General features: G+C 65.8%; 25 protein-coding genes. 16 read left to right on the forward strand and 9 right to left on the reverse strand.

What is annotated here, in order from left to right:
• Positions 1 to 305 precede the first annotated feature (305 nt).
• The 5 genes from B3T77_RS15630 to B3T77_RS15650 all read left to right on the forward strand — a co-directional run bounded on the left by B3T77_RS15630 (position 306) and on the right by B3T77_RS15650 (position 2,909).
• Positions 306 to 1,238: an NAD(P)H-dependent flavin oxidoreductase gene (locus B3T77_RS15630; protein WP_292080755.1), complete on the forward strand. Its 933-nt coding sequence runs from the start codon at positions 306 to 308 to the stop codon at positions 1,236 to 1,238.
• A gap of 38 nt (positions 1,239 to 1,276) precedes the next feature.
• The gene (locus B3T77_RS15635; protein WP_292080757.1) at positions 1,277 to 1,993 is read left to right on the forward strand and encodes a TorF family putative porin; all 717 of its coding nucleotides are present in this window, start codon (positions 1,277 to 1,279) and stop codon (positions 1,991 to 1,993) included.
• Positions 1,994 to 2,169: 176 nt separating this feature from the next.
• The gene (locus B3T77_RS15640) at positions 2,170 to 2,382 is read left to right on the forward strand and encodes a cold-shock protein (protein ID WP_008260450.1); all 213 of its coding nucleotides are present in this window, start codon (positions 2,170 to 2,172) and stop codon (positions 2,380 to 2,382) included.
• Between the two features lie 51 nt (positions 2,383 to 2,433).
• On the forward strand, positions 2,434 to 2,628 hold the full coding sequence (locus B3T77_RS15645; protein ID WP_055754798.1) for a hypothetical protein: 195 nt from the start codon (positions 2,434 to 2,436) through the stop codon (positions 2,626 to 2,628).
• A gap of 23 nt (positions 2,629 to 2,651) precedes the next feature.
• On the forward strand, positions 2,652 to 2,909 hold the full coding sequence (locus tag B3T77_RS15650) for a hypothetical protein (RefSeq protein WP_055754797.1): 258 nt from the start codon (positions 2,652 to 2,654) through the stop codon (positions 2,907 to 2,909).
• 2 nt (positions 2,910 to 2,911) lie between these two features.
• Here the strand turns inward: B3T77_RS15650 and B3T77_RS15655 are convergent, their stop codons facing one another.
• Entirely contained in the window at positions 2,912 to 4,075 is a 1,164-nt protein-coding gene (locus B3T77_RS15655; RefSeq protein ID WP_292080759.1) for a cystathionine gamma-synthase, read from the reverse strand.
• A 4-nt stretch (positions 4,076 to 4,079) separates the two neighbouring features.
• Positions 4,080 to 5,480 carry a pyridoxal-phosphate dependent enzyme gene (locus B3T77_RS15660; RefSeq protein ID WP_205681290.1) on the reverse strand — a complete coding sequence of 467 codons (1,401 nt, stop codon included), beginning with the start codon at positions 5,478 to 5,480 and terminating at the stop codon, positions 4,080 to 4,082.
• 118 nt (positions 5,481 to 5,598) lie between these two features.
• Between B3T77_RS15660 and rnr the strand changes: the two genes are divergently transcribed.
• The 3 genes from rnr to B3T77_RS15675 are packed head-to-tail and all read left to right on the forward strand — an operon-like array spanning position 5,599 to position 9,036.
• Positions 5,599 to 7,923 (forward strand): ribonuclease R, encoded by a 2,325-nt coding sequence (rnr, locus tag B3T77_RS15665; RefSeq protein WP_292080763.1) that lies wholly within the window; start codon positions 5,599 to 5,601, stop codon positions 7,921 to 7,923.
• A complete protein-coding gene (locus B3T77_RS15670; protein WP_292080764.1) occupies positions 7,920 to 8,621 on the forward strand; it encodes an NUDIX hydrolase in 702 nt (233 codons plus the stop codon). The genes rnr and B3T77_RS15670 overlap by 4 nt, the downstream gene beginning before the upstream one ends.
• Position 8,622: 1 nt before the next feature.
• The gene (locus B3T77_RS15675; RefSeq protein WP_292080766.1) at positions 8,623 to 9,036 is read left to right on the forward strand and encodes a DUF5990 family protein; all 414 of its coding nucleotides are present in this window, start codon (positions 8,623 to 8,625) and stop codon (positions 9,034 to 9,036) included.
• Between the two features lie 2 nt (positions 9,037 to 9,038).
• On the opposite strand, the gene B3T77_RS15680 is transcribed toward B3T77_RS15675, so the two are convergent.
• Positions 9,039 to 9,605: a hypothetical protein gene (locus B3T77_RS15680; RefSeq protein WP_292080768.1), complete on the reverse strand. Its 567-nt coding sequence runs from the start codon at positions 9,603 to 9,605 to the stop codon at positions 9,039 to 9,041.
• Between the two features lie 126 nt (positions 9,606 to 9,731).
• Here B3T77_RS15680 and rpmG point away from each other — a divergent pair, with 126 nt between their 5' ends.
• Positions 9,732 to 9,899 (forward strand): 50S ribosomal protein L33, encoded by a 168-nt coding sequence (rpmG, locus tag B3T77_RS15685; protein WP_003164451.1) that lies wholly within the window; start codon positions 9,732 to 9,734, stop codon positions 9,897 to 9,899.
• A gap of 74 nt (positions 9,900 to 9,973) precedes the next feature.
• Here the strand turns inward: rpmG and B3T77_RS15690 are convergent, their stop codons facing one another.
• Together B3T77_RS15690 and B3T77_RS15695 are read right to left on the reverse strand one after the other, a co-directional pair.
• The gene (locus B3T77_RS15690) at positions 9,974 to 11,335 is read right to left on the reverse strand and encodes a PleD family two-component system response regulator (protein WP_292080770.1); all 1,362 of its coding nucleotides are present in this window, start codon (positions 11,333 to 11,335) and stop codon (positions 9,974 to 9,976) included.
• The gene (locus B3T77_RS15695) at positions 11,332 to 11,697 is read right to left on the reverse strand and encodes a response regulator (RefSeq protein ID WP_164952723.1); all 366 of its coding nucleotides are present in this window, start codon (positions 11,695 to 11,697) and stop codon (positions 11,332 to 11,334) included. Before B3T77_RS15695 ends, B3T77_RS15690 begins: the two co-directional genes overlap by 4 nt.
• Positions 11,698 to 11,803: 106 nt before the next feature.
• On the opposite strand from B3T77_RS15695, the gene B3T77_RS15700 reads away from it, so the two are divergent.
• Genes B3T77_RS15700 through B3T77_RS15710 form a run of 3 tightly spaced genes read left to right on the forward strand, consistent with a single transcriptional unit; the run spans position 11,804 to position 15,153 of the window.
• Positions 11,804 to 13,072, forward strand: coding sequence for a DNA polymerase IV (locus tag B3T77_RS15700; RefSeq protein WP_292080773.1), 1,269 nt, complete (start codon positions 11,804 to 11,806; stop codon positions 13,070 to 13,072).
• An 8-nt stretch (positions 13,073 to 13,080) separates the two neighbouring features.
• Positions 13,081 to 14,376, forward strand: coding sequence for a nicotinate phosphoribosyltransferase (locus tag B3T77_RS15705; protein ID WP_292080775.1), 1,296 nt, complete (start codon positions 13,081 to 13,083; stop codon positions 14,374 to 14,376).
• Between the two features lie 36 nt (positions 14,377 to 14,412).
• A complete protein-coding gene (locus tag B3T77_RS15710; RefSeq protein WP_055804465.1) occupies positions 14,413 to 15,153 on the forward strand; it encodes a polysaccharide deacetylase family protein in 741 nt (246 codons plus the stop codon).
• Positions 15,154 to 15,157: 4 nt separating this feature from the next.
• On the opposite strand, the gene B3T77_RS15715 is transcribed toward B3T77_RS15710, so the two are convergent.
• Entirely contained in the window at positions 15,158 to 16,054 is an 897-nt protein-coding gene (locus tag B3T77_RS15715; protein ID WP_055804461.1) for a hypothetical protein, read from the reverse strand.
• Positions 16,055 to 16,159: 105 nt separating this feature from the next.
• On the opposite strand from B3T77_RS15715, the gene B3T77_RS15720 reads away from it, so the two are divergent.
• Together B3T77_RS15720 and B3T77_RS15725 are read left to right on the forward strand one after the other, a co-directional pair.
• Entirely contained in the window at positions 16,160 to 16,618 is a 459-nt protein-coding gene (locus tag B3T77_RS15720; protein ID WP_017504644.1) for a RidA family protein, read from the forward strand.
• A complete protein-coding gene (locus B3T77_RS15725) occupies positions 16,615 to 17,760 on the forward strand; it encodes a GNAT family N-acetyltransferase (RefSeq protein ID WP_292080786.1) in 1,146 nt (381 codons plus the stop codon). Before B3T77_RS15720 ends, B3T77_RS15725 begins: the two co-directional genes overlap by 4 nt.
• Positions 17,761 to 17,812: 52 nt before the next feature.
• Here B3T77_RS15725 and clpA read toward each other — a convergent pair whose 3' ends face one another.
• Positions 17,813 to 20,113 carry an ATP-dependent Clp protease ATP-binding subunit ClpA gene (gene clpA / locus B3T77_RS15730; RefSeq protein ID WP_066623019.1) on the reverse strand — a complete coding sequence of 767 codons (2,301 nt, stop codon included), beginning with the start codon at positions 20,111 to 20,113 and terminating at the stop codon, positions 17,813 to 17,815.
• 13 nt (positions 20,114 to 20,126) lie between these two features.
• Positions 20,127 to 20,456 carry an ATP-dependent Clp protease adapter ClpS gene (gene clpS / locus B3T77_RS15735; protein WP_017504641.1) on the reverse strand — a complete coding sequence of 110 codons (330 nt, stop codon included), beginning with the start codon at positions 20,454 to 20,456 and terminating at the stop codon, positions 20,127 to 20,129.
• 172 nt (positions 20,457 to 20,628) lie between these two features.
• Here clpS and B3T77_RS15740 point away from each other — a divergent pair, with 172 nt between their 5' ends.
• On the forward strand, positions 20,629 to 21,102 hold the full coding sequence (locus B3T77_RS15740) for a nuclear transport factor 2 family protein (protein ID WP_292080779.1): 474 nt from the start codon (positions 20,629 to 20,631) through the stop codon (positions 21,100 to 21,102).
• Between the two features lie 61 nt (positions 21,103 to 21,163).
• Here B3T77_RS15740 and B3T77_RS15745 read toward each other — a convergent pair whose 3' ends face one another.
• Positions 21,164 to 21,655: a phasin family protein gene (locus B3T77_RS15745; protein WP_292080782.1), complete on the reverse strand. Its 492-nt coding sequence runs from the start codon at positions 21,653 to 21,655 to the stop codon at positions 21,164 to 21,166.
• A gap of 275 nt (positions 21,656 to 21,930) precedes the next feature.
• On the opposite strand from B3T77_RS15745, the gene B3T77_RS15750 reads away from it, so the two are divergent.
• Positions 21,931 to 22,949, forward strand: a 1,019-nt coding sequence (locus B3T77_RS15750; protein ID WP_292080784.1) for a D-alanyl-D-alanine carboxypeptidase family protein, incomplete at its 3' end; no start/stop codon positions are given.

A 22,949-nucleotide genomic window follows, 5' to 3' on the forward strand; every position in this document is an offset into this window, starting at 1 on the left:
CTTCGCGGTCCCCCTCCCCCGGTGGGGGAGGATTGAGACGGGCCAGCCATCCTAATCCCGGACGGCTTCCCTCGCCCTTTCAACGCCTTCGCCGCGACCAGCGTCAATCGACCGACCCTACGCCCGAACCGCTGTATGATGGCCGGTTTTCACCCGACGCCGGCCACCGCCCTATTTCACCCCGCCCCCGACCGGAGATTAGACGAATTAGACTCATTTTTCGCGCCACCGTCTGAAATCCCCGCGATTGCCTTCCCCGGCGACAGCCCGCTAAGCGTAGCGAAAGAAAACCAAAGGAGACGTCCGTGGCCATTCCCGCTTCGCTGCAAAAGGGTCTGATCCTGCCGATCATTTCGGCGCCGATGTTCCTGGTGTCCGGACCGGATCTGGTGGTCGAGGCCTGCAATGCGGGCGTGATCGGCACCTTCCCGTCGCTGAACCAGCGCACGACCGAGGGCTATCGGGACTGGATTCAGGAGATCAAAGGTCGGCTGAAGCCCGAGGCCGCGGCTTTCGGCGTCAACCACATCGTTCATCCGACCAACCCCCGGCTGATGGCCGATATGATGGTGTCGGTGGAGGAGAAGGTGCCGCTGATCATCACCTCCTTGGGCGCCGTGCGCGACGTGGTCGACGCGGTCCATGGCTACGGCGGTCAGGTCTTCCATGACATCGCCAACATTCGCCATGCGCGAAAGGCGGCCGAGGCGGGCGTCGATGGTCTGATCCTGGTCGCCAACGGCGCGGGCGGCCATGCGGGCATCATCAACCCCTTCGCCCTGGTCAATGAGGTTCGCAGCTTCTTCAAGGGGACCATCATCCTGTCGGGCGCGCTCTCGACGGGTCAGGACGTGGCGGCCGCCCTGATGCTGGGCGCGGACTTCGCCTATATGGGCACGCGCTTCATCAACACGACCGAAGCCATGGCCGCCGACGCGTACAAGCAGATGGTCATCGACAGCGGCGCGACCGACATCGTCCACACGCCCGCCGTGTCCGGCATCCCTGCCAACTTCATGAGCAAGTCGCTGATCGAGAACGGCATCGATCCGAAGACCCTGCCCGAGCACAAGCTGGACATGGGCGACGAGGCTAAGGCCTGGAAGACCGTCTGGTCCGCCGGCCAGGGCGCGGGCGCCATCCACGACGTCCTGCCGACCGCCGAACTGGTCGCGCGCCTGCGACAAGAGTTCGCTCAGGCCACGGAGGAATTCGCCATCAAGGCCGGAGCACGCTAAAGGCGGCGCAAATCCGCTTCTCTCGCGCTGGAGCCCCCATGATCCGCACGACCATCCTCGCCGCCCTCTCCGTCTCCGCGCTCGCCGTTGCGCTGCCGGCCGCCGCCCAGTCGGCGTCTGGGTCCGCCCCGACGTCCGCGCGCGACGCCTGGTCCTTCGAACTGGGCGCGGGCACGGACAACCGCTCCAAGGATGCGTCCAAGTCCGGCAACGACGGCTACGCCTTCGGCTCGGCGACCTGGGAAAGCGCGGACGGCCTGTTCTACGTCGGCCCCGGCTTCCAGACGATCCAGGCCGGCGGCTCCAACGTCGAGGCCGAGTTTGTGGTCGGCTATCAGCCTGAAGCCTTCGGCTATCGGTTCGACTTCAACGTCGCCTACAAGAACCGCCTCGACGCCGAAGCCGGCTATGATCAGGACGCCTGGGAGATCACCGGCAACGCCAGCCGCTCGATCGGCCCGGCCAGCGCGCGACTGCAGGTCCAGTATTCGCCCGACGCCGCCGGCTCGACCGACAGCTTCACTTGGGTCGAGGGCCGCTTGGGCTGGGACTTCACGCCCCAGCTGAACGGCACGGTCGCCGTTGGTCGTCGCGAACAGAACGGCGCGCCCGATTACACCGGCTGGAACGCCGGCGTGACCTACGCCCTCACCAACGCCCTGGAACTGGACCTGCGCTATTACGACACGGACGCCCACACCTTCGGCGAACAATATGAGGACGCCCTGGTCGCCAAGGTCGCCTACGCCTTCTGATCGCCAGCCCCTTGCGCAACGGTTGTCGGGCGCCCATCTAGGTCTGGTCGATCTCTCTGCGTAACGCCGCTGCTCCCTTTGCATCACGCACCGAGGTCCAAAAGCCGATCCCATTCAGACCCGACAGGCCGACCAGGGATCCCTCCCTGCGGTCAACGCCAGACGGAGGTCTCCAAATGGCTACCGGCACTGTAAAATGGTACAACCCCACCAAAGGCTACGGCTTCATCGCGCCCGATGACGGCGGCAAGGACGTCTTCGTCCACGCCTCGGCCGTCGAAACCTCGAGCGTCGGCTCGCTGAACGAAGGCCAGAAGATTTCCTACGAAATCGAGCGCGATTCGCGCTCCGGCAAAGAGTCCGCCGGTCGCCTTACGGCGGCGGAGTAGGACACGATCCAAGCGTCCAACACGAACGAGCCGGCCCCGACCAGGGCTGGCGTGATCGCCTTCGACGGCGAGGTAATCAAACTGATGCCGCTCGGCGGCCGTCGCGTTCGCCTGGACAACGGCCACTTGATCACGGTCCTGCCCTCGCTGGGCGCCCAGACGGGCGTCTCGCTGCTGGGCGACCGCGTGACGGTGGAAATCGCCTTCAATCAGCTGAAGGGCTGGCGCCTGTCGCGCCAGCCCTGAGGCTTCTGCATACGGATGCCGACATGACCCCGCTCGCCGACATGATCCCCGCGATGACCGACGCCGACCTGACGACGCTGCGCGCCAACGCCGCCCGCCTGGTCGAACACGGCGCCTCGACCCAGGTCATGGCCGCCAGCGACATCATCCCGGTCATCGACACCGAAATGGCCCGCCGCGCGGCCCTGCCCAAGCCCGCAAAAGCCCCGGTCAAGCGCGCCGCCCCCAAGAAGAAGCTGCCGCCGGTCACCGGCCACCAGACAGCCCTTCCTTCCAGCTGAGATCAGCCCAGGGCCTGATCGAGATCCGCGATCAGGTCCTCGACATTCTCGACCCCGACCGACAGCCGGATCAGGTTGTCGGTCACGCCGCCCGCCTCGCGCACCTCCTTGGGCACGCTGGCGTGGGTCATGATGGCCGGGTGGTTCACCAGGCTTTCAACCCCGCCTAACGATTCCGCCAGGGTGAAGACCTGAACCCGTTCCAGCACCCGCTTGGTGCGCTCCAGATCGCCCTCCAGGATCACCGTCACCATCCCCCCAAAGCCGCCGTGCATCTGGCGCGCGGCCAATTCATGCTGCGGGTGGGCGATCAGGCCGGGGTAGATCACCTTGGCGATCCCCGCGCGCGTCTCCAGCCAGCGTGCGATGGTCAGCGCGTTCTCGCAGTGCGCCTTCATCCGCAGCGCCAGGGTCTTCAAGCCCCGGTTGGCCAGGAAGGCGTCGAACGGCCCCATGATCCCGCCGACCGAGTTCTGCAGGAACTTGATCCGCGTCGCCAACTCGGCGTCGGCCGTCACCAGCACCCCGCCGATAATGTCCGAATGGCCGTTCAGGTATTTGGTCGCCGAGTGCATCACCACGTCCGCCCCCAGGCTCAGCGGCTGCTGGCAGAACGGGGTGGCGAAGGTGTTGTCCACGACCAGCAGCAGACCATGCGCCTTGGCCACCTTCGACAGGGCGGCGATGTCGGCCAGCTTCATCAGGGGATTGGTGGGCGTCTCGACCCACAGCATCTTGGTCTTAGGCGTGATCGCCGCCTCGACCGCCGCGAGGTCGCTCAGGTCCACATAGGCGAAGTCCAGCCCCATGGTTCGCCGACGCACCCGCTCGAACAGTCGCCACGAGCCGCCGTACAGGTCGTCGCCCGTGACGATGTGATCGCCCGCATCCAGCAACTCCAGCGCCGTCGAGGTCGCCGCCATGCCCGAGCCGAAGCCGAACCCGTGCGTGCCGCCCTCCAGGTCCGCGATACAGGCCTCGAACGCCTCGCGCGTCGGGTTCTTGCCCCGCGCATACTCATAACCCTTGTTCACGCCCGGGCTTTCCTGGGCGTAGGTCGAGGTCGCGTAGATCGGGGTCATCACCGCGCCCGTGGTCGGGTCAGGATGTTGGCCCGCATGGATGGCGCGGGTCGAAAAGCCCTGGCTGTTCTTCTTGTCGCTCATGGACTTACCGGTTCAAGCTGAGGTGGTTGATCAGGTCGGTGCGGGTGATCAGGCCGACGAACCGCTCGCCGTCCAGCACGATGGCCACGCGGTCGCGGTCGAAGACAGGGATCAGAGCGTCCAGAGGCTCATTAACCTGAAGCGTGTCCAGATCGCGGGTCATGGCCGAAGCCACCGGCTTGGCGAACCGCTCCTTTCGCGTGATCTCGTCGGTGTTCATGATGCGGATCAGGTCGCTTTCGTCCAGGATCCCGACCAGCCGGCCGTCTTCGATGATCGGCAGTTGCGATACGTCGGCGCCCTTCATGCGCTTGAAGGCAGTGTCAAGGGTGTCGCCCGGCCCGGCGACGACGACATCGCCCTTCTCGTATTTGCGGTTTATCAGGTCCGACAGGTCGCCATGCAGCTCGCGCTCGCCCAGGCCCTGATCCGCCAGCCAGGCGTCGTTGTAGACCTTGGACAGGTACTTGGCCCCGGTGTCGCAGACGAAGGTGACGCAGGTCTTCGGCTCGGTCTGCTCGCGGCACCAGCGCAGGGCTGAGGCGATCAGGGTGCCGGACGACGAGCCGGCCAAGATGCCTTCCTTCAAAAGCAGCTCGCGCGCGGTGGCGATCGCCTCGGCGTCGGGGATCGAATAGGCCTTGTCGATCAGACTCATGTCCGCCGTGTCGGGCACGAAGTTCTGACCGATTCCCTCAACAGTGTAGCTGCCTTCCGGCCCCGGCACGCCGTCGTTGACGATGCCGGCCAGGGTCGAGCCGACGGGATCCGCCAGGATGATCTGGGCCTTCGAGCCAACGCTCTTCAGAAACTGCGCCGTGCCGGTGATCGTGCCGCCCGAGCCGATGCCGGCGACGAAGGCGTCGATGTCGCCCCCCGTCTGCTCCCAGATTTCCGGGCCCGTTGTCTTCACATGGGCCTCGGCGTTGGCGGCGTTGGCGAACTGATTGACGTAGAAGCCGCCGGGAATGCCCTGGGCCAGACGCTCGGCCATGTCGGTGTAATATTCCGGGTGACCATGCGGCACGTCCGAACGCGTCAGGCGAACATCGGCGCCCATCGCCCTGAGATGCTGGATCTTTTCCTTGGACATCTTGTCCGGAATGACCAGAAGCACCTTATATCCCCGGGCCCGACCGACCAGCGTCAACGCCAGACCGGTATTGCCCGCCGTCGCCTCCACGATGGTGCCGCCTTCCTTCAGGAAGCCTTCGCGCTCGGCGGCGTCCAGCATGGAGATGGCGATCCGGTCCTTGATCGAACCGCCGGGGTTCTGGGACTCCAGCTTCAGCAGCAGGCGGCACGGGCCGGTGTCGATCTTCGTCACCTCCACCATCGGCGTCTTGCCGATCAGATCCAGCGGCGACGAGACGGTCGCGCTCAGGGCGGGGGCGGTCAGGGACATCGAAAACTCCATTCGGGACGGGCGGAAGCTGAAGCCCCGCCTTCACATGGTCAACTCACGCAAGATTTGACCCCTCAAGATTTACTCAAGGGCGCGGTTCCGCGCTACGAAAGACATAATGACCAAATCATCCAAGAGGCCGCCCGCCGGTCTCCCCGACAAAGACACCCTCGTCGCCTTTCTGCGCGAGGCCGGATCGGCCGAGAAGACCGACATCGCGCGCCATTTCGGACTGAAAGGCGGCGACCGCCGGGCCCTGCGCGAAATGATCCGCGAACTGGAAGCCGAAGGGCGACTGGGCAAACGCGGTCGCAAGGGCTTTTCCGAAGCCGGCGCCCTGCCCCCCGTCGGCGTCGCCGATGTGATCGAACGCGATAGCGACGGCGAACTGTATGTTCGCCTGGTCGAGGCCAGCCCCGACGCCCCGCGCGCCCTTCTGATGCCCGACAAGTCCAAGGCCGCCCCTGGCCTGGGCGATCGCGTGCTGGTGAAGTTCCAGCGCGGCGCGGAGGGTTGGGAAGCCCGGCTGATCAAGAAGCTGGACGTGGGGGCCAACCGCGTCCTGGGCGTGATCCGCAAGTCGGCGCGTGAGACCCGCGTCGAGCCGGTCGACCGCCGGTCCAAGGACGTGCTGCTGGTGCCTCAGGCCCAGTCCGGCGACCTGCGTGACGGCGACCTGGTTCTGGCCGCCATTGAGAAAGGCGACCACCGCTACGGTCCCAAGCGCGGCAAGATTCTGGAGCACATCGGCAAGGAGGATGATCCCCGCGCCGCCTCCCTGATCGCCATCCACGCCCACGGCGTCCCGACGGGCTTCTCCGAAGCGGTCGAACGCGAGGCCGAGCATCAGGCCCTGCCGACGCTGAAGGGGCGCGAGGACCTGCGCGAGGTGCCCTTCATCACCATCGACCCCGCCGATGCGCGCGACCACGACGACGCCGTCTATGCGGCGCGCGACGAGGATCCGAAGAATGAGGGCGGGTGGATCGTCTGGGTCGCCATCGCCGACGTCGCCGCCTACGTCCGCCCCGGCAGCCAGCTGGACCGCGAGGCGCGCGACAAGGGCAACTCGACCTATTTCCCCGATCGCGTCGAGCCGATGCTGCCGGAAGTGCTGTCGAACGGTCTGTGCAGCCTGAAGGAGGGCGAGAACCGCGCCTGTCTCGCCGTGCGGATGGTCTTCGACAAGGACGGACGAAAGACCGGCCACCGGTTCGTGCGCGGCCTGATGCGGTCGCACGCCAAGCTCAGCTACGAACAGGCGCAGGCCGCCATTGATGGGCAAACTGACGACACGACCGGCCCGATCATGGAGGCGATCCTCTATCCGCTGTGGAACGCCTATCACGCCATGCTGAAGGGCCGGCTGAAGCGCAGCCCGCTGCAGATCGAATCGGCTGAACGCCGCATCCGCATGGCGCCCGCCGACGAAGAAGGGGGCGGCGGCATCGCCTCCATCGAGAAGCGCGCCTCGCTAGAGGCGCACCGGCTGATCGAAGAGATGATGATCCAGGCCAACGTCTGCGCCGCCGAAACGCTGGAGCAGAAGAAGACGCCGCTGATCTACCGCGTCCACGATACGCCCAGCCAGGAGAAGATCTTCAACCTGGCCGACTTCCTGTCGACCATCGGCAAGCCCTGGAACAAGGGCGAGCCCGGCACGACCAAGCGGTTCAACAAACTGCTGGACGAGACGCGCGACACCGAACACGCCGACGTGGTCAACGAGGTGGTCCTGCGCAGCCAGATGCAGGCGATCTACTCTCCTGAGAACATCGGCCACTTCGGCCTGAACCTGGATCGCTACGCCCACTTCACCTCGCCGATCCGGCGCTATTCCGACCTGATCGTCCACCGCGGCCTGATCCGGGCGCTGGGCTTGGGTAAGGACGGACTGACCGACCGCGAGATCGCCGAACTGCCGGCCATCGCCGAGGGCGTTACGATGACCGAGCGCCGGTCGATGGCCGCCGAGCGCGATGCCATGGACCGCTACATCGCCGCCTATCTGGAAGAGCACGTCGGCGCGACCTTCGCCGGGCGGATCACCGGCGTGACGCGGTTCGGCCTGTTCATTCGTCTGGAGGACACGGGCGCGGACGGCTTGGTGCCCGTCTCCACGCTCGGCAGCGAATACTTCACCCACGACGACCGCGCCCACGCCCTGGTCGGCGAACGCACCGGCAAACGCTTCACCCTGGGCCGGATGGTGGAGGTTAAGCTACGCGAGGCGACCCCCGTCACGGGCGGTCTGGTGTTCGAAATGCTCAGCGAGCCCGAACCCCGCGATCCCAACGCCCCCGCGCCCCGGTATGGCATTCGCGGACGCGGCGGCGACGGCCCGCCGATGCGCGGCAAGAACCGGCCCGGCGGCCCCAAGCCCCGCAACGGCTCCAAACCCTCCGGCGGCCTGAAGGGCGTGAGGAAGGGCAAGCGCAAGTGACCCCCTTCGACGCCGCTCAGGATCTGGCCGACACCCCGCGTGTCGGCGGGGCTCAGCGGCCGAAGGATGCGGCGACGCTGATTCTGACGCGCGGCGGCGATCGGCCCGAGGTGCTGATGGGGCGGCGCGCGCCAGGGCATGTGTTCATGGCGTCGAAATGGGTGTTTCCGGGCGGGCGGATTGATCGCAGCGACTTCACCGCCGCCGCGACGGGTGAGTTGTCGTCCAATGTAGCTCGGCGGCTAGAAGGCGAACTGCCGAGCCGTCGCGCCCGCGCCCTGGCCCTGACGGCGGTGCGCGAGACCTTTGAAGAGACAGGGCTGATTCTGGGGAGGCCGGCGCCCCGCGCCTCCGTCGCCGGCCCGTGGCGTGAGTATCGCCAAGCGGGCGCCCTGCCCGATCTGTCGGTCCTGTCCTATGTCGCGCGCGCCATTACGCCGCCGGGCCGGACCCGCCGGTTCGACGCCCGGTTCTTCATGGCCCCGGCTGAGGCCCTGCTGAGCCCGGAGCCGACCGCAGGGTCGGGTGAACTGGACGAGATCGCCTGGCTGCCGTTGGACGAGGCGCGCACACTGGATCTGCCGGCCATCACCCGTTTCGTGCTGGGGGAGTTGGCCGAGCGGCTGAAACACCCGAACCGCCCCCTGCCCTTCGTTCGGATGGTGCGGGGTCGGCACACGGTCGAGCACAGGGACTGACATGGCCGGAACGACGATCACCCTGCGCCTGACGATCGCCGATCCGGTCGCGGGCGTCGCCTACAGCCTGCAGGACAAGGCGAACATGCCGGTCGAGCAGCACATCGCCGCCGACGGTCCGATCAGCTTCGACGCGCCCGTCACCCTGTCCGAGGATGGCCGCCTGACCGGCCCCTTCGTGCGGCGCGAGAGTGCAACGCGGCGGTTCGTCTATATCGCGATCGGCACGTCAGCAGGCCAGCACGCCAGCGAATGGAGCCGACGCGCCAAGATCGACGTCCACGAGATTCCCGCCGATCTGCTGGCCCAGGCGCGCCAAGGCGAGGTGCTGGAAGTCGTCCTGCCCGGCCGCGCCAAGGACGGCGGCCCCGCCTGCGCCACAGTGCGGCCGATCCAGGCCTGGCGCGCCATCTGACCCTAGTCGGCCATCGGCTTGGTGAGGTCGAACTCGACGCGGAAATGCCGGTTGGGGCGACGCAGCTCGTAGGCGAACATCCGGTCGGGATGAACCTCCATTGCCCAGACATTGGTGGTCAAGAAGGCCGCGTCGTTTTCGTTGAACAGGGCGATCGATTCGGCGTCGACGGGGAATTCCTGACGCTCAGCCGTGCCGGCGTTGACCGTATCGCCGCCGTACCAGTGCAGCACGTCGGTCGTGCCGTCCGCGTGTCGGTGATCGTGCTTCAGTCGAAGGCCCGTGTCGGTCTTGGTCACGACCCAGGTGCGCGAACGATCCGACCCCACGGCGAAGGGAATACGCACCTCATCCGGCGAACAGTCGCGGACCTGCATGACCAGCCGCTCGCTGGCGAACTTGGCGTCGGCGGCGTCGGTGGTGACGACCCGGCCTTCGAATCGTTGGCCGCACAGGGCGTTCAACCGCGCCAGGAAATCGTCCTGGGACTGAGCCGGATCGGCCGTAGCGACGCCGACGCACGACAAGGACATCAGGGCCGCAGCGGCCAGCAGGAAGGCGATTTTCATGCGGTCAGACTATATGTGCGTTCCGCCTCATCAACGTGGCATCGCGCCCGTTGACTTTGGGGCGATCCTGAGTATGTTCCGCGCCTCTTATTTTAAGCGGCTTTCGCCGTCGCAGAGGTAATTCCGATGGCCAAACCGGCTTCCATCAAGATCCGCCTGAACTCCACGGCCGACACCGGCTTCTTCTATGTCACCAAGAAGAACGCCCGCACCATGACCGAGAAAATGGTCGTCAAGAAGTACGACCCCGTCGTGCGCAAGCACGTCGAGTTCAAGGAAGGCAAGATCAAGTAAGCCTTGATCGGCTGAAAATTGAAAACGCCCGGCTGGTCTCCAGCCGGGCGTTTTTCGTTGTCTGGACGCCCTTGTTACGCCGCCTTGGCGATGACCCGGTTGCGGCCGGCGGCCTTAGCCTCATAGACCCCTTCGTCGGCGCGCTTCAGCAAGCCCTCGGGCGTATCGCCGTCGCCGGTCGTGGCGGCCACGCCGATCGAGATGGTGATGGTGATCTGCTCCTTGCCGCCCATGACGCGGAACGGCGCGGAGGCGACGTCGCGGCGAATCCGTTCGGCGACGCGGCCGGCGTCTTCCAGACTGGCGCCCGGCATGACCACCACGAACTCCTCCCCGCCCATGCGGCATGGCAGGTCCACGGCCCGGACATTGGTGGCCAGGCGCACGGCGAACTCCACCAGCACCTCATCGCCAGCGTCGTGGCCGAAGCTGTCGTTGACCGACTTGAAGTGGTCGATGTCCAGAACCAGTACGGCCACCTGGGCCCCGCCTTGGGCCGCACGACCCACCAGCGCCTGCAACTGGCCGGTCATGTAGCGCCGATTGTGCAGACCGGTCAGGGCGTCGGTGACGGCCATTTCCATGCTGCTGTCCAGCTTCTGGCGCAGGAAGTCGGTGTAGCGTTTGCGTCGGATCTGGGTGCGAACCCGCGCCGAGAGTTCTTCGGTATCTACTGGGCGCGGCAGGATGTCGGCGGCGCCCAGTTCCAGCGCCTTGATCATGCGCGGCCGTTCGGTCGGCTCCACGATCGCCAGGATCGGCGCGCGGCGGGCATCGCCCGACTTGGCCTGGGCGACGATCCGAAGCCCGTCGAAGCTGGCGGCGGCGACGTTGACGATGATCAAATCCAGCGCGCCCTTGGCCGCGACCAGCGCCGCCTCGGGATCGGTTTCGATTGTGACGCGATGTTCGCCGCCCAGTTTCTGGGCGATCTTCTCGGCCTGACGCTGGTCGTCATCGACGATTAGAACCCGCCCGCCCTCGCTGCGCAGCCGCGCGGCATTGTCCGAATCGACGCCCAGGCGACGGCCGCTTTCCTCGCGCTCGCGCAGTTCGTCCATGACGTGCTTCAGCCGCGTCAGCGACTTGACCCGCGCGAACAGGATGACGTCGTCGATAGGCTTGGTCAGGAAGTCGTCGGCGCCGGCCTCAAGCCCCTTGATCCGATCCTCGCGCCCGTCCAGCGCCGTGACGAGCACAACGGGGATATGGCGCGTCTCCGCCTGGGCCTTCAGCCGTCGGCACGTCTCGAACCCGTCCATGCCAGGCATCATGACGTCAAGCAGGATCAGGTCCGGCTGGTGCTCGGCGGCGATGGTCAGGGCCGACAGGCCGTCGTTGCAGGTCAGCACATCGTAATATTCGATGGTCAGCTTGGCTTCGAGCAGGCGGACATTCACGTCCACATCGTCGACGACGAGGATACGGGCGCTCATCCGAGGTGCTGCCGGATGGTTTCAAGAAAATGCATCACCGAAATCGGCTTAGAGATATAGGCTTCGCAGCCGCCCTGACGGATCCGCTCTTCGTCGCCCTTCATGGCGAAGGCGGTGACGGCGATGACGGGGATGTGGTTCAGCTCCTCGTCGTCCTTCAGCCATTTGGTGACCTCCAGGCCCGAGATTTCCGGCAACTGGATATCCATCAGGATCAGGTCGGGATGATGGGCGCGCGCCAAGGCGAGCGCCTGCAAACCCTCGCGGGTCTGCAGGGTCTCATAGCCCTGGGAATCGAGCAGATCATGAAAAAGCTTCATGTTCAGCTCGTTATCCTCGACGATGAGGACTTTCTTGGACATCATCACCTGACCTGCGCGCCCCTCGAACGCGGGACGCCTCGTTGGTCGCATTCGTAGGCGAGCAGTCTTAAGTTGGGGTGAAGCCAACCTTACGGAGACCTTAAGCGTGGCCATCAAGGCCATCTGTCGCGACTGCCTGTGGACCGGCGAAGATCCCGCCGGGCCGCCCGAGCGTCGCTGTCCGGTGTGCGGGTCGCGGCGCATCGTCGCCGATCCCGAACTTGACCAGCTGTCCATCGCCCACATGGACTGCGACGCCTTCTACGCCTCGGTGGAGAAGCGCGACCGGCCGGAACTGCGCGACAAGCCGGTCATCGTCGGCGGCGGCAAGCGCGGGGTCGTCTCCACCGCCTGCTATGTCGCGCGCCAATACGGCGTCGGCTCCGCCATGCCCATGTTCAAGGCGCTGAAGGCCTGTCCCGAGGCCGTGGTGATCAGGCCGGACTTCACCAAATACGTCTTCGAATCGCAGCGCATTCTGGGGGCGTTGGGACAGCTGACACCTTTGATCCAGCCGCTGTCGCTGGATGAGGCCTGGGTCGATCTGTCGGGCACAGAGCGGCTGAACGGCGGCCCGCCGGCGCTGCAGCTGATCCGCTTCCAGAAACAGATCGAGGAGGAAACCGGCCTGACCGTCTCCATCGGCTTGGCCCCCAACCGCTTCCTGGCCAAGATGGCGTCGGAGATGGACAAGCCGCGCGGCTTCTCCGTCGTCGGGGCCGCCAACGCCCAGGCCCTGCTCGCGCCTCGCCCCGTCACCGGCTTGCCCGGCGTCGGCCCGGTGTTCGGAAAGGCGCTGCGTAGCGATGGCTATGCGACCATCGGCGACCTGGCCCGCGCGGACGTGCGCGATCTGGTCAAACGCTATGGCGAGTCGGGCCTGCGCCTGTACGACCTAGCCCACGCCCGCGACGCCCGCGCCGTGAACCCCGAGCGGGATCGCAAGGGGATGAGCGCCGAAACCACCTTCAACGAAGACCTGACCTCGGCCGAGGCGCTGGAGGCCGAGCTGTGGCCCCTGTGCGAAAAGCTGGCGTCAAAGGCCCGTCGCGACGGCGTGGCCAGCCGCGTCCTGGTGCTGAAACTGCGCCGCACCGATTTCAAGATCGTGACCCGACGCGTCACCCTGCCCGATCCGGTGCAGACGGCGCGCGCCCTGTTCTCTGCGGGGCGCGATCTGCTGAAGCCGGAGCTGGGCCGCCCCTATCGCCTGATCGGCATCGGCATGGCGGACGTGCAGGACGCGGAGGACGCGCCCGCCGGCCTGTTCCAGACCACCGAGACCCGGGCCCTGAAGACCGAACGCGCCATCGACGCGCTGCGCGAGAAGTTCGGCAAGGACGCAGTGGTGGCGGGCCGTGCGCTGAAGCCGTAGGACAGGGCATGGATCTCGCTAAACGCGCCTATGACCACGGCTTTCGCCTGGACCCGATCGTCCGCAGCCTGCTGGACACGGATTTCTACAAGCTGCTGATGCTTCAGATGATCTGGCGCGAGCATCGCGACGTTCCGGTCGTCTTCCAGGTCATCAACCGAACCAAGGCTGTGCGTCTGGCCGACGAGATCGACATCGACGCCCTGCGTGAGCAACTGGATCACGCCCGCACCCTGCGCTTCACCAACAAGGAACTGGTCTGGCTGGCGGGCAACAGCTTCTATGGCGTGAAGCAGATCTTCTCGCCCGCTTTCATCGCCTGGCTGACCGACTATCGCCTGCCCGACTACGACCTGTCGGTTCAGGACGGGCAGTATGTGCTGACCTTCTCGGGCGCGTGGGCCGAGGTGACGCTGTGGGAGATCCCGGCGCTGGCGATCCTGAACGAGTTGCGCTGCCGGGTCGGGATGCGGCGGCTGGGTCGGTTCGAGCTGGACATCCTCTATTCGCGCGCCAAGACGCGGCTGTGGTCCAAGGTGGAGCGGCTGCGCGCCCTGCCAGACCTGGCCCTGTCGGACTTCGGCACGCGGCGGCGGCACGGCTTCCTGTGGCAACGCTGGTGCATCCAGGCGCTGAAGGAGGGGCTGGGCAAATCCTTCATCGGCACGTCCAACGTCTTGCACGCCATGGAAAACGATCTGGAAGCCATCGGCACCAACGGACACGAACTGCCGATGGTTCTGGCGGCTTTGGCGCCCGACGATGCGGCTTTGGCCCAAGTGCCGTATGCGGTGCTGGACGAATGGCGCAGACACTATGCGGGCAATTTGCTGATCGTTCTGCCCGACGCTTTCGGCACCGAGGCGTTTCTGGAGCAGGCGCCCGATTGGGTGGCGGACTGGACCGGCTTCCGTCCTGACTCGGCCCCGCCCATCCCGGCCGGCGACCGCCTGATCGACTGGTGGCGCGCGCATGGACGAGAGCCAAGGGAGAAGCTGCTGATCTTCTCGGACGGGATGGACATCGACGGGATCGAGGCGACGCACGCCCATTTCCACGACCGCGCTCGGCTCAGCTTCGGCTGGGGCACCAATCTGACCAATGATTTCCGCGACTGTTCGCCCGCCTTCGCGCCTGAACTGGAGCCGATCTCCCTGGTGTGCAAGGTGGTCGAGGCCGGCGGTCGCCCCGCCATCAAACTGTCGGACAATCCCGCGAAAGCGGTCGGCGATCCCGGCGAGATCGAACGCTATCGCCGTGTCTTCGGCGTGCGCGGTCTGACCGCCCAACCCGTCACGGTCTGAAACCCGGCCTTAAGCCCGCCGTGCGACAAGGCGGGAATGAGCGCCTTTCTCGACAAGATGCGTCGCCGCGCCGGCCGCTATCTCGATGTCCGTCCTGCCGACGTGCGGCCCGCGCGCGGCGTCCTCAGCCTGTCGTTCGACGACATCCCGGCATCGGCCTGGACCGAGGCCGGACCGATCCTGGCTCAACACGGGGTCAAGGCAACCTACTATGTCTGCGGCGGACTGTCGGGCGGTCGCAATCTGGACCTGCCCCAGTTTGAGGTGGAGCATCTGCAAGCGCTCCATGAGGCCGGGCACGAAGTCGGTTGCCACACCTATGAACATGTCTCGACCCTGACCCTGTCGCCGGCCCGGCTAGACGCCAGCCTGGCCCGCAACGCCGCCTGGGTGGCCGAGCGGTTGGACGGATACGAAATGCAGACCTTCGCCTATCCCTTCGGCGATTGCGCCCTCGGATCGAAAGCCGTGATCGACAAACGTTTCCTGTGCGGGCGCGGCGTACGCGACGGGATCAACGCCGGGCGTTCGGATCGCAATCTGCTGCAGGCCATCGGCCTGGAGAGCCGTCGTCTGCCCGGCTACGACCTAGAGACGCTGGTTTCGGAGACGGCGGCCTCGAACGGCTGGCTGATCGCCTACGGCCACGATGTCAGCGACGCGCCGACGCCGTATGGTTGCCGTCCGGAGGACATCGATCGGTTGATCCGACTGGCCAGCGCGGCCGACTTGGACATTCAACCGGTCGCGGCGGCGTGGCGGATGGCGACAGCCTGAGGGATCAGGCCGCCTTGCGCCGGTCCGCCCAGGCGATCAGCTCCTTGCGGGGCCAGATCATCAGCCAAGACCGCGCGGTGTACTCCCCGCTGTCGATCAGCGCCTTGCGCGACGCCGACGCCGTCGCCGCCCGTTCGGTGTGGATCTCGCCCGGTCCTTGGTGGACCATGAAGGCGCCGCCGTTCAGCGGGTTGAGCCGCAGGTGCGCCAGGCGGGGGCTGATCTCGGTCAGTGGCGGATCGTAGAACCAGCTCGAGCCGATCATGCCCGCCAATTCAGGCCGCGCGCGGCACAGCTCGGCCGCCGTGGCCCAGGCCTCGTTCCAGCCGTCCTCGTTGAAGCCGCGCAGCCACCGGCTTTCGGTGTGCACCTCCAGCCAAGGCTCGCGCTTCGCGCCCGCCGCCAGATAGCGAAACAGCGGTTTGACGCCCCAACCATCGCGGACGTGTTTGACGATCTGGCCCGGCCCTACCGGCGACGACAGGTCTATGACCTGGCTCTTGGCCCCCGGCACGCTGAGCGCCAGGGTGAAGCGCACGTCCTTGGACCAGTGGTCGAAAACGTAGTCGCCTTCAGCCTTGTCCAGAAAACCCGCCAACTGTTCGATCCAGTAGGGATAGAGGGCCATCACCTCGGCCGGCAGCGCCATCGCCGCGGCGCGGTCGGGCAGTTGCAACGCCCAGGCGGCGACCAGGCCGCGACGCATACCGTCGGATGCATCAGCGCCCAACAGCGCATCTACCGCCTTGGCCGGCATTTCGAAATCCCAATGCGGCGCCGCCTCGGCGGCCTTCTGCGCGGCCGGGACCACGGCGGCATCCACGCGCGCCCGGTCGTCAGGAGACAACCGCGCCAGCACGGCATGGAAGGCGGCGACGTCGGGGGTCAGGTGCATATCCATGATCGCACCATGACACGGCGCGGTTGGCGAACCTTTAAAGCGCGCCGAACGGGTGACGCCGCCCTTGCCCCGCGCTAAACCGCGCCCAGATAAACAGGAGCCCCCATGAGCATCGAAGCCCGCATCGCCGAACTCGGCCTCACCCTGCCGGAACCCGCCAAGCCGGTGGCCAGCTATGTCTCCTATGTCCGTTCGGGCAATCAGGTCACCATCTCGGGCCAGCTGTCGAACGACGCGAACGGCGGGATCAAGGGCACGGTTGGCGTGGACGTGACGCCGGAGCAGGCGCTGGAAGCCGCGCGCCTGTGCGGTCTGAACCTGATCGCCCAGATCAAGGCCGCCTGCGATGGCGATCTGGACCGGGTGGTCCGCATCGTGAAGCTGGGCGGCTTCGTTCAGGCCGGTCCCGACTTCACCGCCATTCCCGCCGTCATCAACGGCTGCTCGGACATGATGGTCGAGGTCTTCGGCGACGCAGGCAAGCACGCCCGCTCGGCCGTCGGCGTGTACAAGCTGCCGCTCGGCTTCGCCGTCGAGATCGATGCGATCGTGGAGATCCGCTGATCTTTCAGATCTCGGTTCACGAAGGGATCGCCGACATCGGCCGTGAGGCCTGGGACGCGTGCGCGCTGCCCACCGGCGATCCCTTTGTCTCCTACGACTTCTTGCACGCGTGCGAGGCCTCTGGCAGCGCCGCGCCGCGCCAGGGCTGGGCCCCACGCCCCTTGGCCCTGAGGAGTGAAGACAACGCGGTGCTGGGCGTCATGCCCCTCTATCTGAAGGGCAACAGCCAGGGCGAGTATGTCTTCGACCATAGCTGGGCCGACGCCTATGAACGGGCCGGCGGCCGATATTATCCCAAGCTGCTGGGCGCCGTGCCCTTTACGCCCGCGACCGGCCCGCGCTTCCTGAACCATCCCGAGACCGACGCCGCGACGGTGCGTCAGGCCCTAATCCAGGGGGCGGTGACCTTGGTCGAACGGCTGGGCGTCTCCTCCCTGCACGTCAACTTTCCGACCGAAGCCGACTGGTCCGCCATGACCGAGGCGGACCTGCTGCCGCGCCAGGACATCCAGTTTATCTGGCGCAATAACGGCTATCGGACCTTCGACGATTTCCTGGCCGCCCTGTCGGCCAACCGCCGCAAAACCATCAAGCGCGAGCGCCGCGACGCCCAGGCCGATCTGGATATCCGCGTCCTGAACGGCGCCGACATCACTGAGGCCCACTGGGACGCCTTCTTCGCCTTCTACATGGACACCGGCTCGCGCAAATGGGGCCGGCCCTATCTGACGCGCGACTTCTTCAGTCGCATCGGCGCAACCATGGCCGACCGGATCGCACTGGTCATGGCGTTTCGGGATGAAACGCCCATCGCCGGCGCTCTGAATTTCATCGGCCGAGACGCGCTTTACGGCCGTCAGTGGGGCACGCTGGAAGACGTGCCCTTCCTGCATTTCGAGCTTTGCTACTATCAGGCTATCGAATTCGCCATTTCGCGTGGCCTATCCCGCGTCGAAGCCGGGGCCCAGGGCGACCATAAGATCGCGCGCGGCTACCTGCCCTCCCCCGTCTATTCCGCCCACTTCATCGCCGACCCCGCCCTGCGCGATCCCGTCGCCCGCTATCTGGATGGCGAACGCCCGGCTGTCGCAGCGCAGATGCGGGCGATGACCGAAGACCTGTCGCCCTACAAGCAGGCATAGAAAAAGGCCCGGCTGCCGCCAGCCGGGCCTTTCGCCATCACCATTTTAAGGATCAGGCCGTCTCTTCTTCCTCGGCCTTCGCGGGCGCGCTGGCGCTCGTGATGTCGAAGTCGATCTTGCCGTCCTTCAGCTGGACCCTGACGTGTCCGCCGCGCGTCAGGCGACCGAACAGGATGTCGTCGGCCAGCGGCTTTTTGATCGAGTCCTGGATGACCCGCGCCAGCGGACGCGCGCCATACAGTTCGTCGAAGCCGTTCTTGGCCAGCCAGTCGGCGGCTTCGTCGGTCAGTTCGATGGTGATGTTGCGGTCCGCCAGCTGGGCTTCCAGCTGAAGGACGAACTTGGTCACCACCGAGCGGATCGTGTCGGCCTGCAACGGCTTGAAGGCCACGATGGCGTCCAGGCGATTGCGGAACTCCGGCGCGAACAGGCGCTGGATGGCCTTGTCATCCTCGCCCTCGACCTTGCCCCGGCCGAAGCCGATGGAGGCGCGGGCGTTGTCAGCGGCGCCTGCATTGGTGGTCATGATCAGGATGACGTTCCTGAAATCGACCTTTTTGCCGACCGCATCGGTCAGCATGCCGTTGTCCATCACCTGCAGCAGGATGTTGTAGACATCCGGGTGCGCCTTCTCGATCTCATCCAACAGCACGACGGCATGCGGATGCTGATCGACGGCGTCGGTCAGAAGCCCGCCCTGGTCATGGCCGACGTAGCCGGGAGGCGCGCCGATCAGACGGCTGACCGTGTGGCGCTCCATATATTCAGACATGTCGAAGCGCTGCATCTCGATGCCCAAGGTGGCGGCGAGTTGCTTGGCGACTTCGGTCTTGCCGACGCCGGTCGGGCCGCTGAACAGGAAGCTGCCGATCGGCTTGTTCGGATCGCGCAGACCCGCCCGCGCCAGCTTCATGGCCGCCGACACCTGTTCGATGGCTTGCTCCTGACCAAAGACCGCACGCTTCAGATCGGTTTCCAGCTCGCGCAGGCTTTCCGTGTCAGACTTGGACACCGACTTGGCCGGGATACGGGCCATCTTGGCGATGACGGCCTCGACCTCCTTCTGGCCGATGACCTTCTTCCTCTTGGATTCGGTCAGCAGCATCTGCGACGCCCCGGCCTCGTCGATCACGTCGATCGCCTTGTCCGGCAGCTTGCGGTCGGTCATGTAGCGCGCAGACAGCTCTACCGCCGTGCGCACGGCGCTGTCGGTGTAGCGGACCTTGTGGTGCTGCTCGTAGTAGGTCTTCAGGCCCTTCAGGATCTTCACCGTATCCTCGACCGTCGGCTCGTTGACGTCGATCTTCTGGAAGCGACGCACCAGGGCGCGGTCCTTTTCGAAGTGCTGGCGATATTCCTTGTAGGTCGTTGATCCCATGCAGCGCAGCGTGCCGGACGCCAGGGCCGGTTTCAGCAGGTTCGACGCATCCATCGCCCCGCCCGAGGTCGCGCCCGCGCCGATCACCGTGTGGATCTCGTCGATGAAGAGCACGGCGTTGTCGTGGTTCTCCAGTTCCTTGACCACCTGTTTCAGGCGTTCCTCGAAATCGCCGCGATAGCGGGTGCCGGCCAGAAGAGCGCCCATGTCCAGCGAATAGATGGTGGCGTCCTTCAGGACGTCGGGCACTTCGCCGTTGACGATCTTGCGGGCCAAACCTTCGGCGATGGCGGTCTTGCCGACGCCGGGATCCCCCACCAGAAGCGGGTTGTTCTTGGTCCGACGGCAGAGGATCTGGATCGAGCGATCCACCTCGGCCTGACGACCGATCAGGGGATCGACCTTGCCCTGGCGCGACTTCTCGTTGAGGTCGACGCAATAGGCTTCCAGCGCCTCGCCGCCCTGCTTGACGGCGGAAGCATCCTCGGCCTCTTCGGGCGAAGCGCCCTTGGCCGGACGGGCCTCGTTGGCGCCCGCCTTCTTGGCGATGCCGTGGGCGATGAAGTTGACCGCGTCATAGCGCGTCATGTCCTGCTCTTGCAGGAAGTAGGCGGCGTGGCTCTCGCGTTCGGAGAAGATGGCGACCAGGACGTTGGCGCCGGACACTTCCTCGCGGCCGGACGACTGGACGTGGATTACCGCGCGCTGGATCACGCGCTGGAAGCCGGCGGTCGGCTTGGCGTCCTCGCCGTCGCTGGTGGCCAGGGCGGCCAGGTCGTTGTCGACATAGAGGGTCAACGCCGCTTTCAACGCCGACAGATCGACGTTGCAGGCCTGCATGACGCCGGTCGCATCGGGATCGTCGATCAGCGCGAGCAGCAGGTGCTCAAGCGTCGCATACTCGTGCCTGCGCGCATTGGCGTATCCCACCGCGCGGTGCAGGGTTTCTTCGAGAGGACGGGAAAATGAAGGCATAGGGAGGCTCCTCTCAGTCCTTTTCCATCGTGCATTGCAAAGGGTGCTGGTGGCGGCGCGCCGTCTCGATGACCTGCGCGACCTTGGTCTCGGCGACTTCGTAGGTGAAGACGCCGCAGACGCCGACGCCATGCTGATGCACATGCAGCATGATGCGGGTGGCCTCTTCCCGGCTCTTCTGGAAGAACCGCTCCAGCACATAGACGACGAATTCCATCGGCGAATAATCGTCGTTCAGAATCAGCACTCGATAGAGCGAGGGCTTTTGCAGCTTCGGCTTTGTTTCGGTGACGACGGCGGTTCCTTGACCGCCGCCGGTCTCACCGGGCCTTTGTATGGGCATTCGTTTTCCGTGATCGGGGAGTCGTCTTGGCTCTCAGATAGGGAATGATGGCCTGATTTGAAGCGGCGTCCAGTCACGGCTTTCGTGAAGGGCGTCTGACAAAGATTTCACGTGATCGCAGGCGGTCAACGGCTCAGGTTGAGCGCCTCAAGTTGAACAGCTCCCGATCGCCATGCCCGCCGCCCTCGTCGCCGCCCTTTCGCTCGCCGCCCTCTCCCAGCCTACGCCGCTGGAAACCGCCGTCATGGCGGCCGACGCGAAACTTTTCGCAGTCTTCTTCGAAGGCTGCGACCCGGCTGGGCTTCGGGCCATGCTGACCGACGACTTCGAGTTTTTCGACGACCGGGGCGGACGCGTGGCCACCGACGCCGACGGCTTTGTCGCGCAATACGCCGCCCGCTGTCAGGACCGCAGCGCGCCAGACGCGTGGCGGACCCGGCGCCAGGCCCTGCGTGACGGTCTGGCGGTCTATCCCATCAACAACTACGGCGCGGTCGAAACGGGCGAGCACGTCTTTTACGAGCGGCAGGGCGACGGTCCGGAACGGCGCGTCGGTCGCGCCCGCTTCACGCAGATGTGGAAACAGGAAGGGGCCGAGTGGAAGCTGGCGCGGGTCTTCAGCTACGACCATTCCGCGCTGCCCTGACAGCAAAAAGGCCCCGGAGCGAACTCCGGGGCCTTCTCGATTCTTCAGGCGGTTCGCGGGATTAGCGAGCGGCCTGGAAGGTTTCGACCGAGGCGGTGACGCGCTCGTTGATCGGCTTGATGCTGTCCTTGACCGTGGCGGTGACGATCTCGTTCGTCTTGGTCAGCTCGGCGACATAGCGCTCCATCGACTTCTTGGCCCAGGCGGTCTGGAGCTCGAAGAACTCCTGTACCGAACGGGCGGTCGACAGTTCCTTGGAGGCGGCGACGCCGTCTTCCCACGAGGACTTGGCGAAACCCAGCGCCTGTTGCGACAGGGCCTCGGCGCCCTTCTGAGCGACGGTGACCGACTCGACCATGGCTTCCAGGGTCTTCTTGCTGTGCGCATTCAGCTCGGCCATCGAGGCCGCCGACTTGTCGATGCCTTCACGGAAGGCCTGAGTGCCAGCGGCTTGCATGGTTTCGGCTTGCGCCTTGACCTTGGCGGCGGCCGAAGTCGCAGCGGCGGTGGCTTGGTCGGCGGTTTTCTTCACGGTTTCAGCGGCGTCGGCCATGATCGTCTCTCAGATAAAAGGCCCTTGGGGACGGACCTGAGGGCGGAAATAATGACGCGAGAGGATCTCGCAGACCCGCAATATGCTGCATGTGCGAAGGTTTTTCAAGCTTTTTGTGCAATGCACAATATGATCGACGATAACCTTGATCGGCCGGTCAAATTTGCGTTGACGCGCGGTTAACCACCACGAAACCCGCGGTTCCTATGCTAGCTGTTTGTTTGTGACGGCCGGGGGGCCTGTCGCACCCTGCTCACCGAGGGGTTGTCCCGCCCATGATCGCTTTTCTCCGCCGTGGCCTGTTCGCCGTCCTCGCGCTTTCGCTGGTTCTGGGCGCAAACGTCAGGCCGATCGAGGCCCAGACCGCCTACTCGGCCCAGGAGAACAGCCGCTACGCCGCCATCGTGATCGACGCCGCCACGGGCGAGGTCCTGTTCGCGCGCAACGCCGATAGCCGTCGCTATCCAGCGTCCCTGACCAAGATGATGACGCTGTATCTGACGTTCGAGGCGCTGTCTCAGGGCAAGGCCAATGTGAACGACGTGCTGACGATCTCGCCGCGCGCCGCGTCCCAGCCGCCATCGAAACTGGGCCTGGCTGCAGGCCAGACCATCACCCTGGACAACGCCATGCGCGCCACCGCCGTGCGGTCCGCCAACGACATGGCCCTGGCCATTGGCGAGCACATCGGCGGATCGGAAGCCCGCTTCACCAATATGATGACGCAGAAGGCCGCGCAGTTGGGCATGACCCAGACGCGCTACTACACCGCAAACGGCCTGCCGGACGCACGTCAGGTGACCTCCGCACGCGACCAAGCCATTCTGGCGCGCGCGATCATGCGCGACTTCCCTCAGTATTACAGTTATTTCGGCCTTCACGACTGGGCCTACAACGGCCGCAACTATCGCAACACCAACGGCCTGCTGCCGACCGGGCGCGGCTATGACGGGATGAAGACCGGCTACACTAACGCCTCGGGCTACAACCTCGCCGCCTCGGCCGTGCGTGACGGACGACGCCTGATCACCGTGGTCCTGGGCGGCCGTTCGACAGCCAGCCGCAACGCCCACGTCGCCGAGCTCATGGACACCGGGTTCGAGGTCGAGCGCCGCCGCGCCCAGGGCGAGCGGATCCAGGTGGCCCAGACCTTCTTCGAGCAGCGCGGATTCGGCGTCGGGTCGGCGATCGCCGACGCCCCGATCGCCTATGCTTCGGTCAATGACGACGAGGACGGCGTCGGCGCGGAATCCACCGCTGTCGCCTATACGGCCGCACCGGCGCCCGCCGCCCT

This window comes from Brevundimonas sp. UBA7838, from assembly GCF_002500885.1.
In the GTDB taxonomy this organism is placed as follows: Bacteria; Pseudomonadota; Alphaproteobacteria; order Caulobacterales; family Caulobacteraceae; genus Brevundimonas; species Brevundimonas vesicularis_C.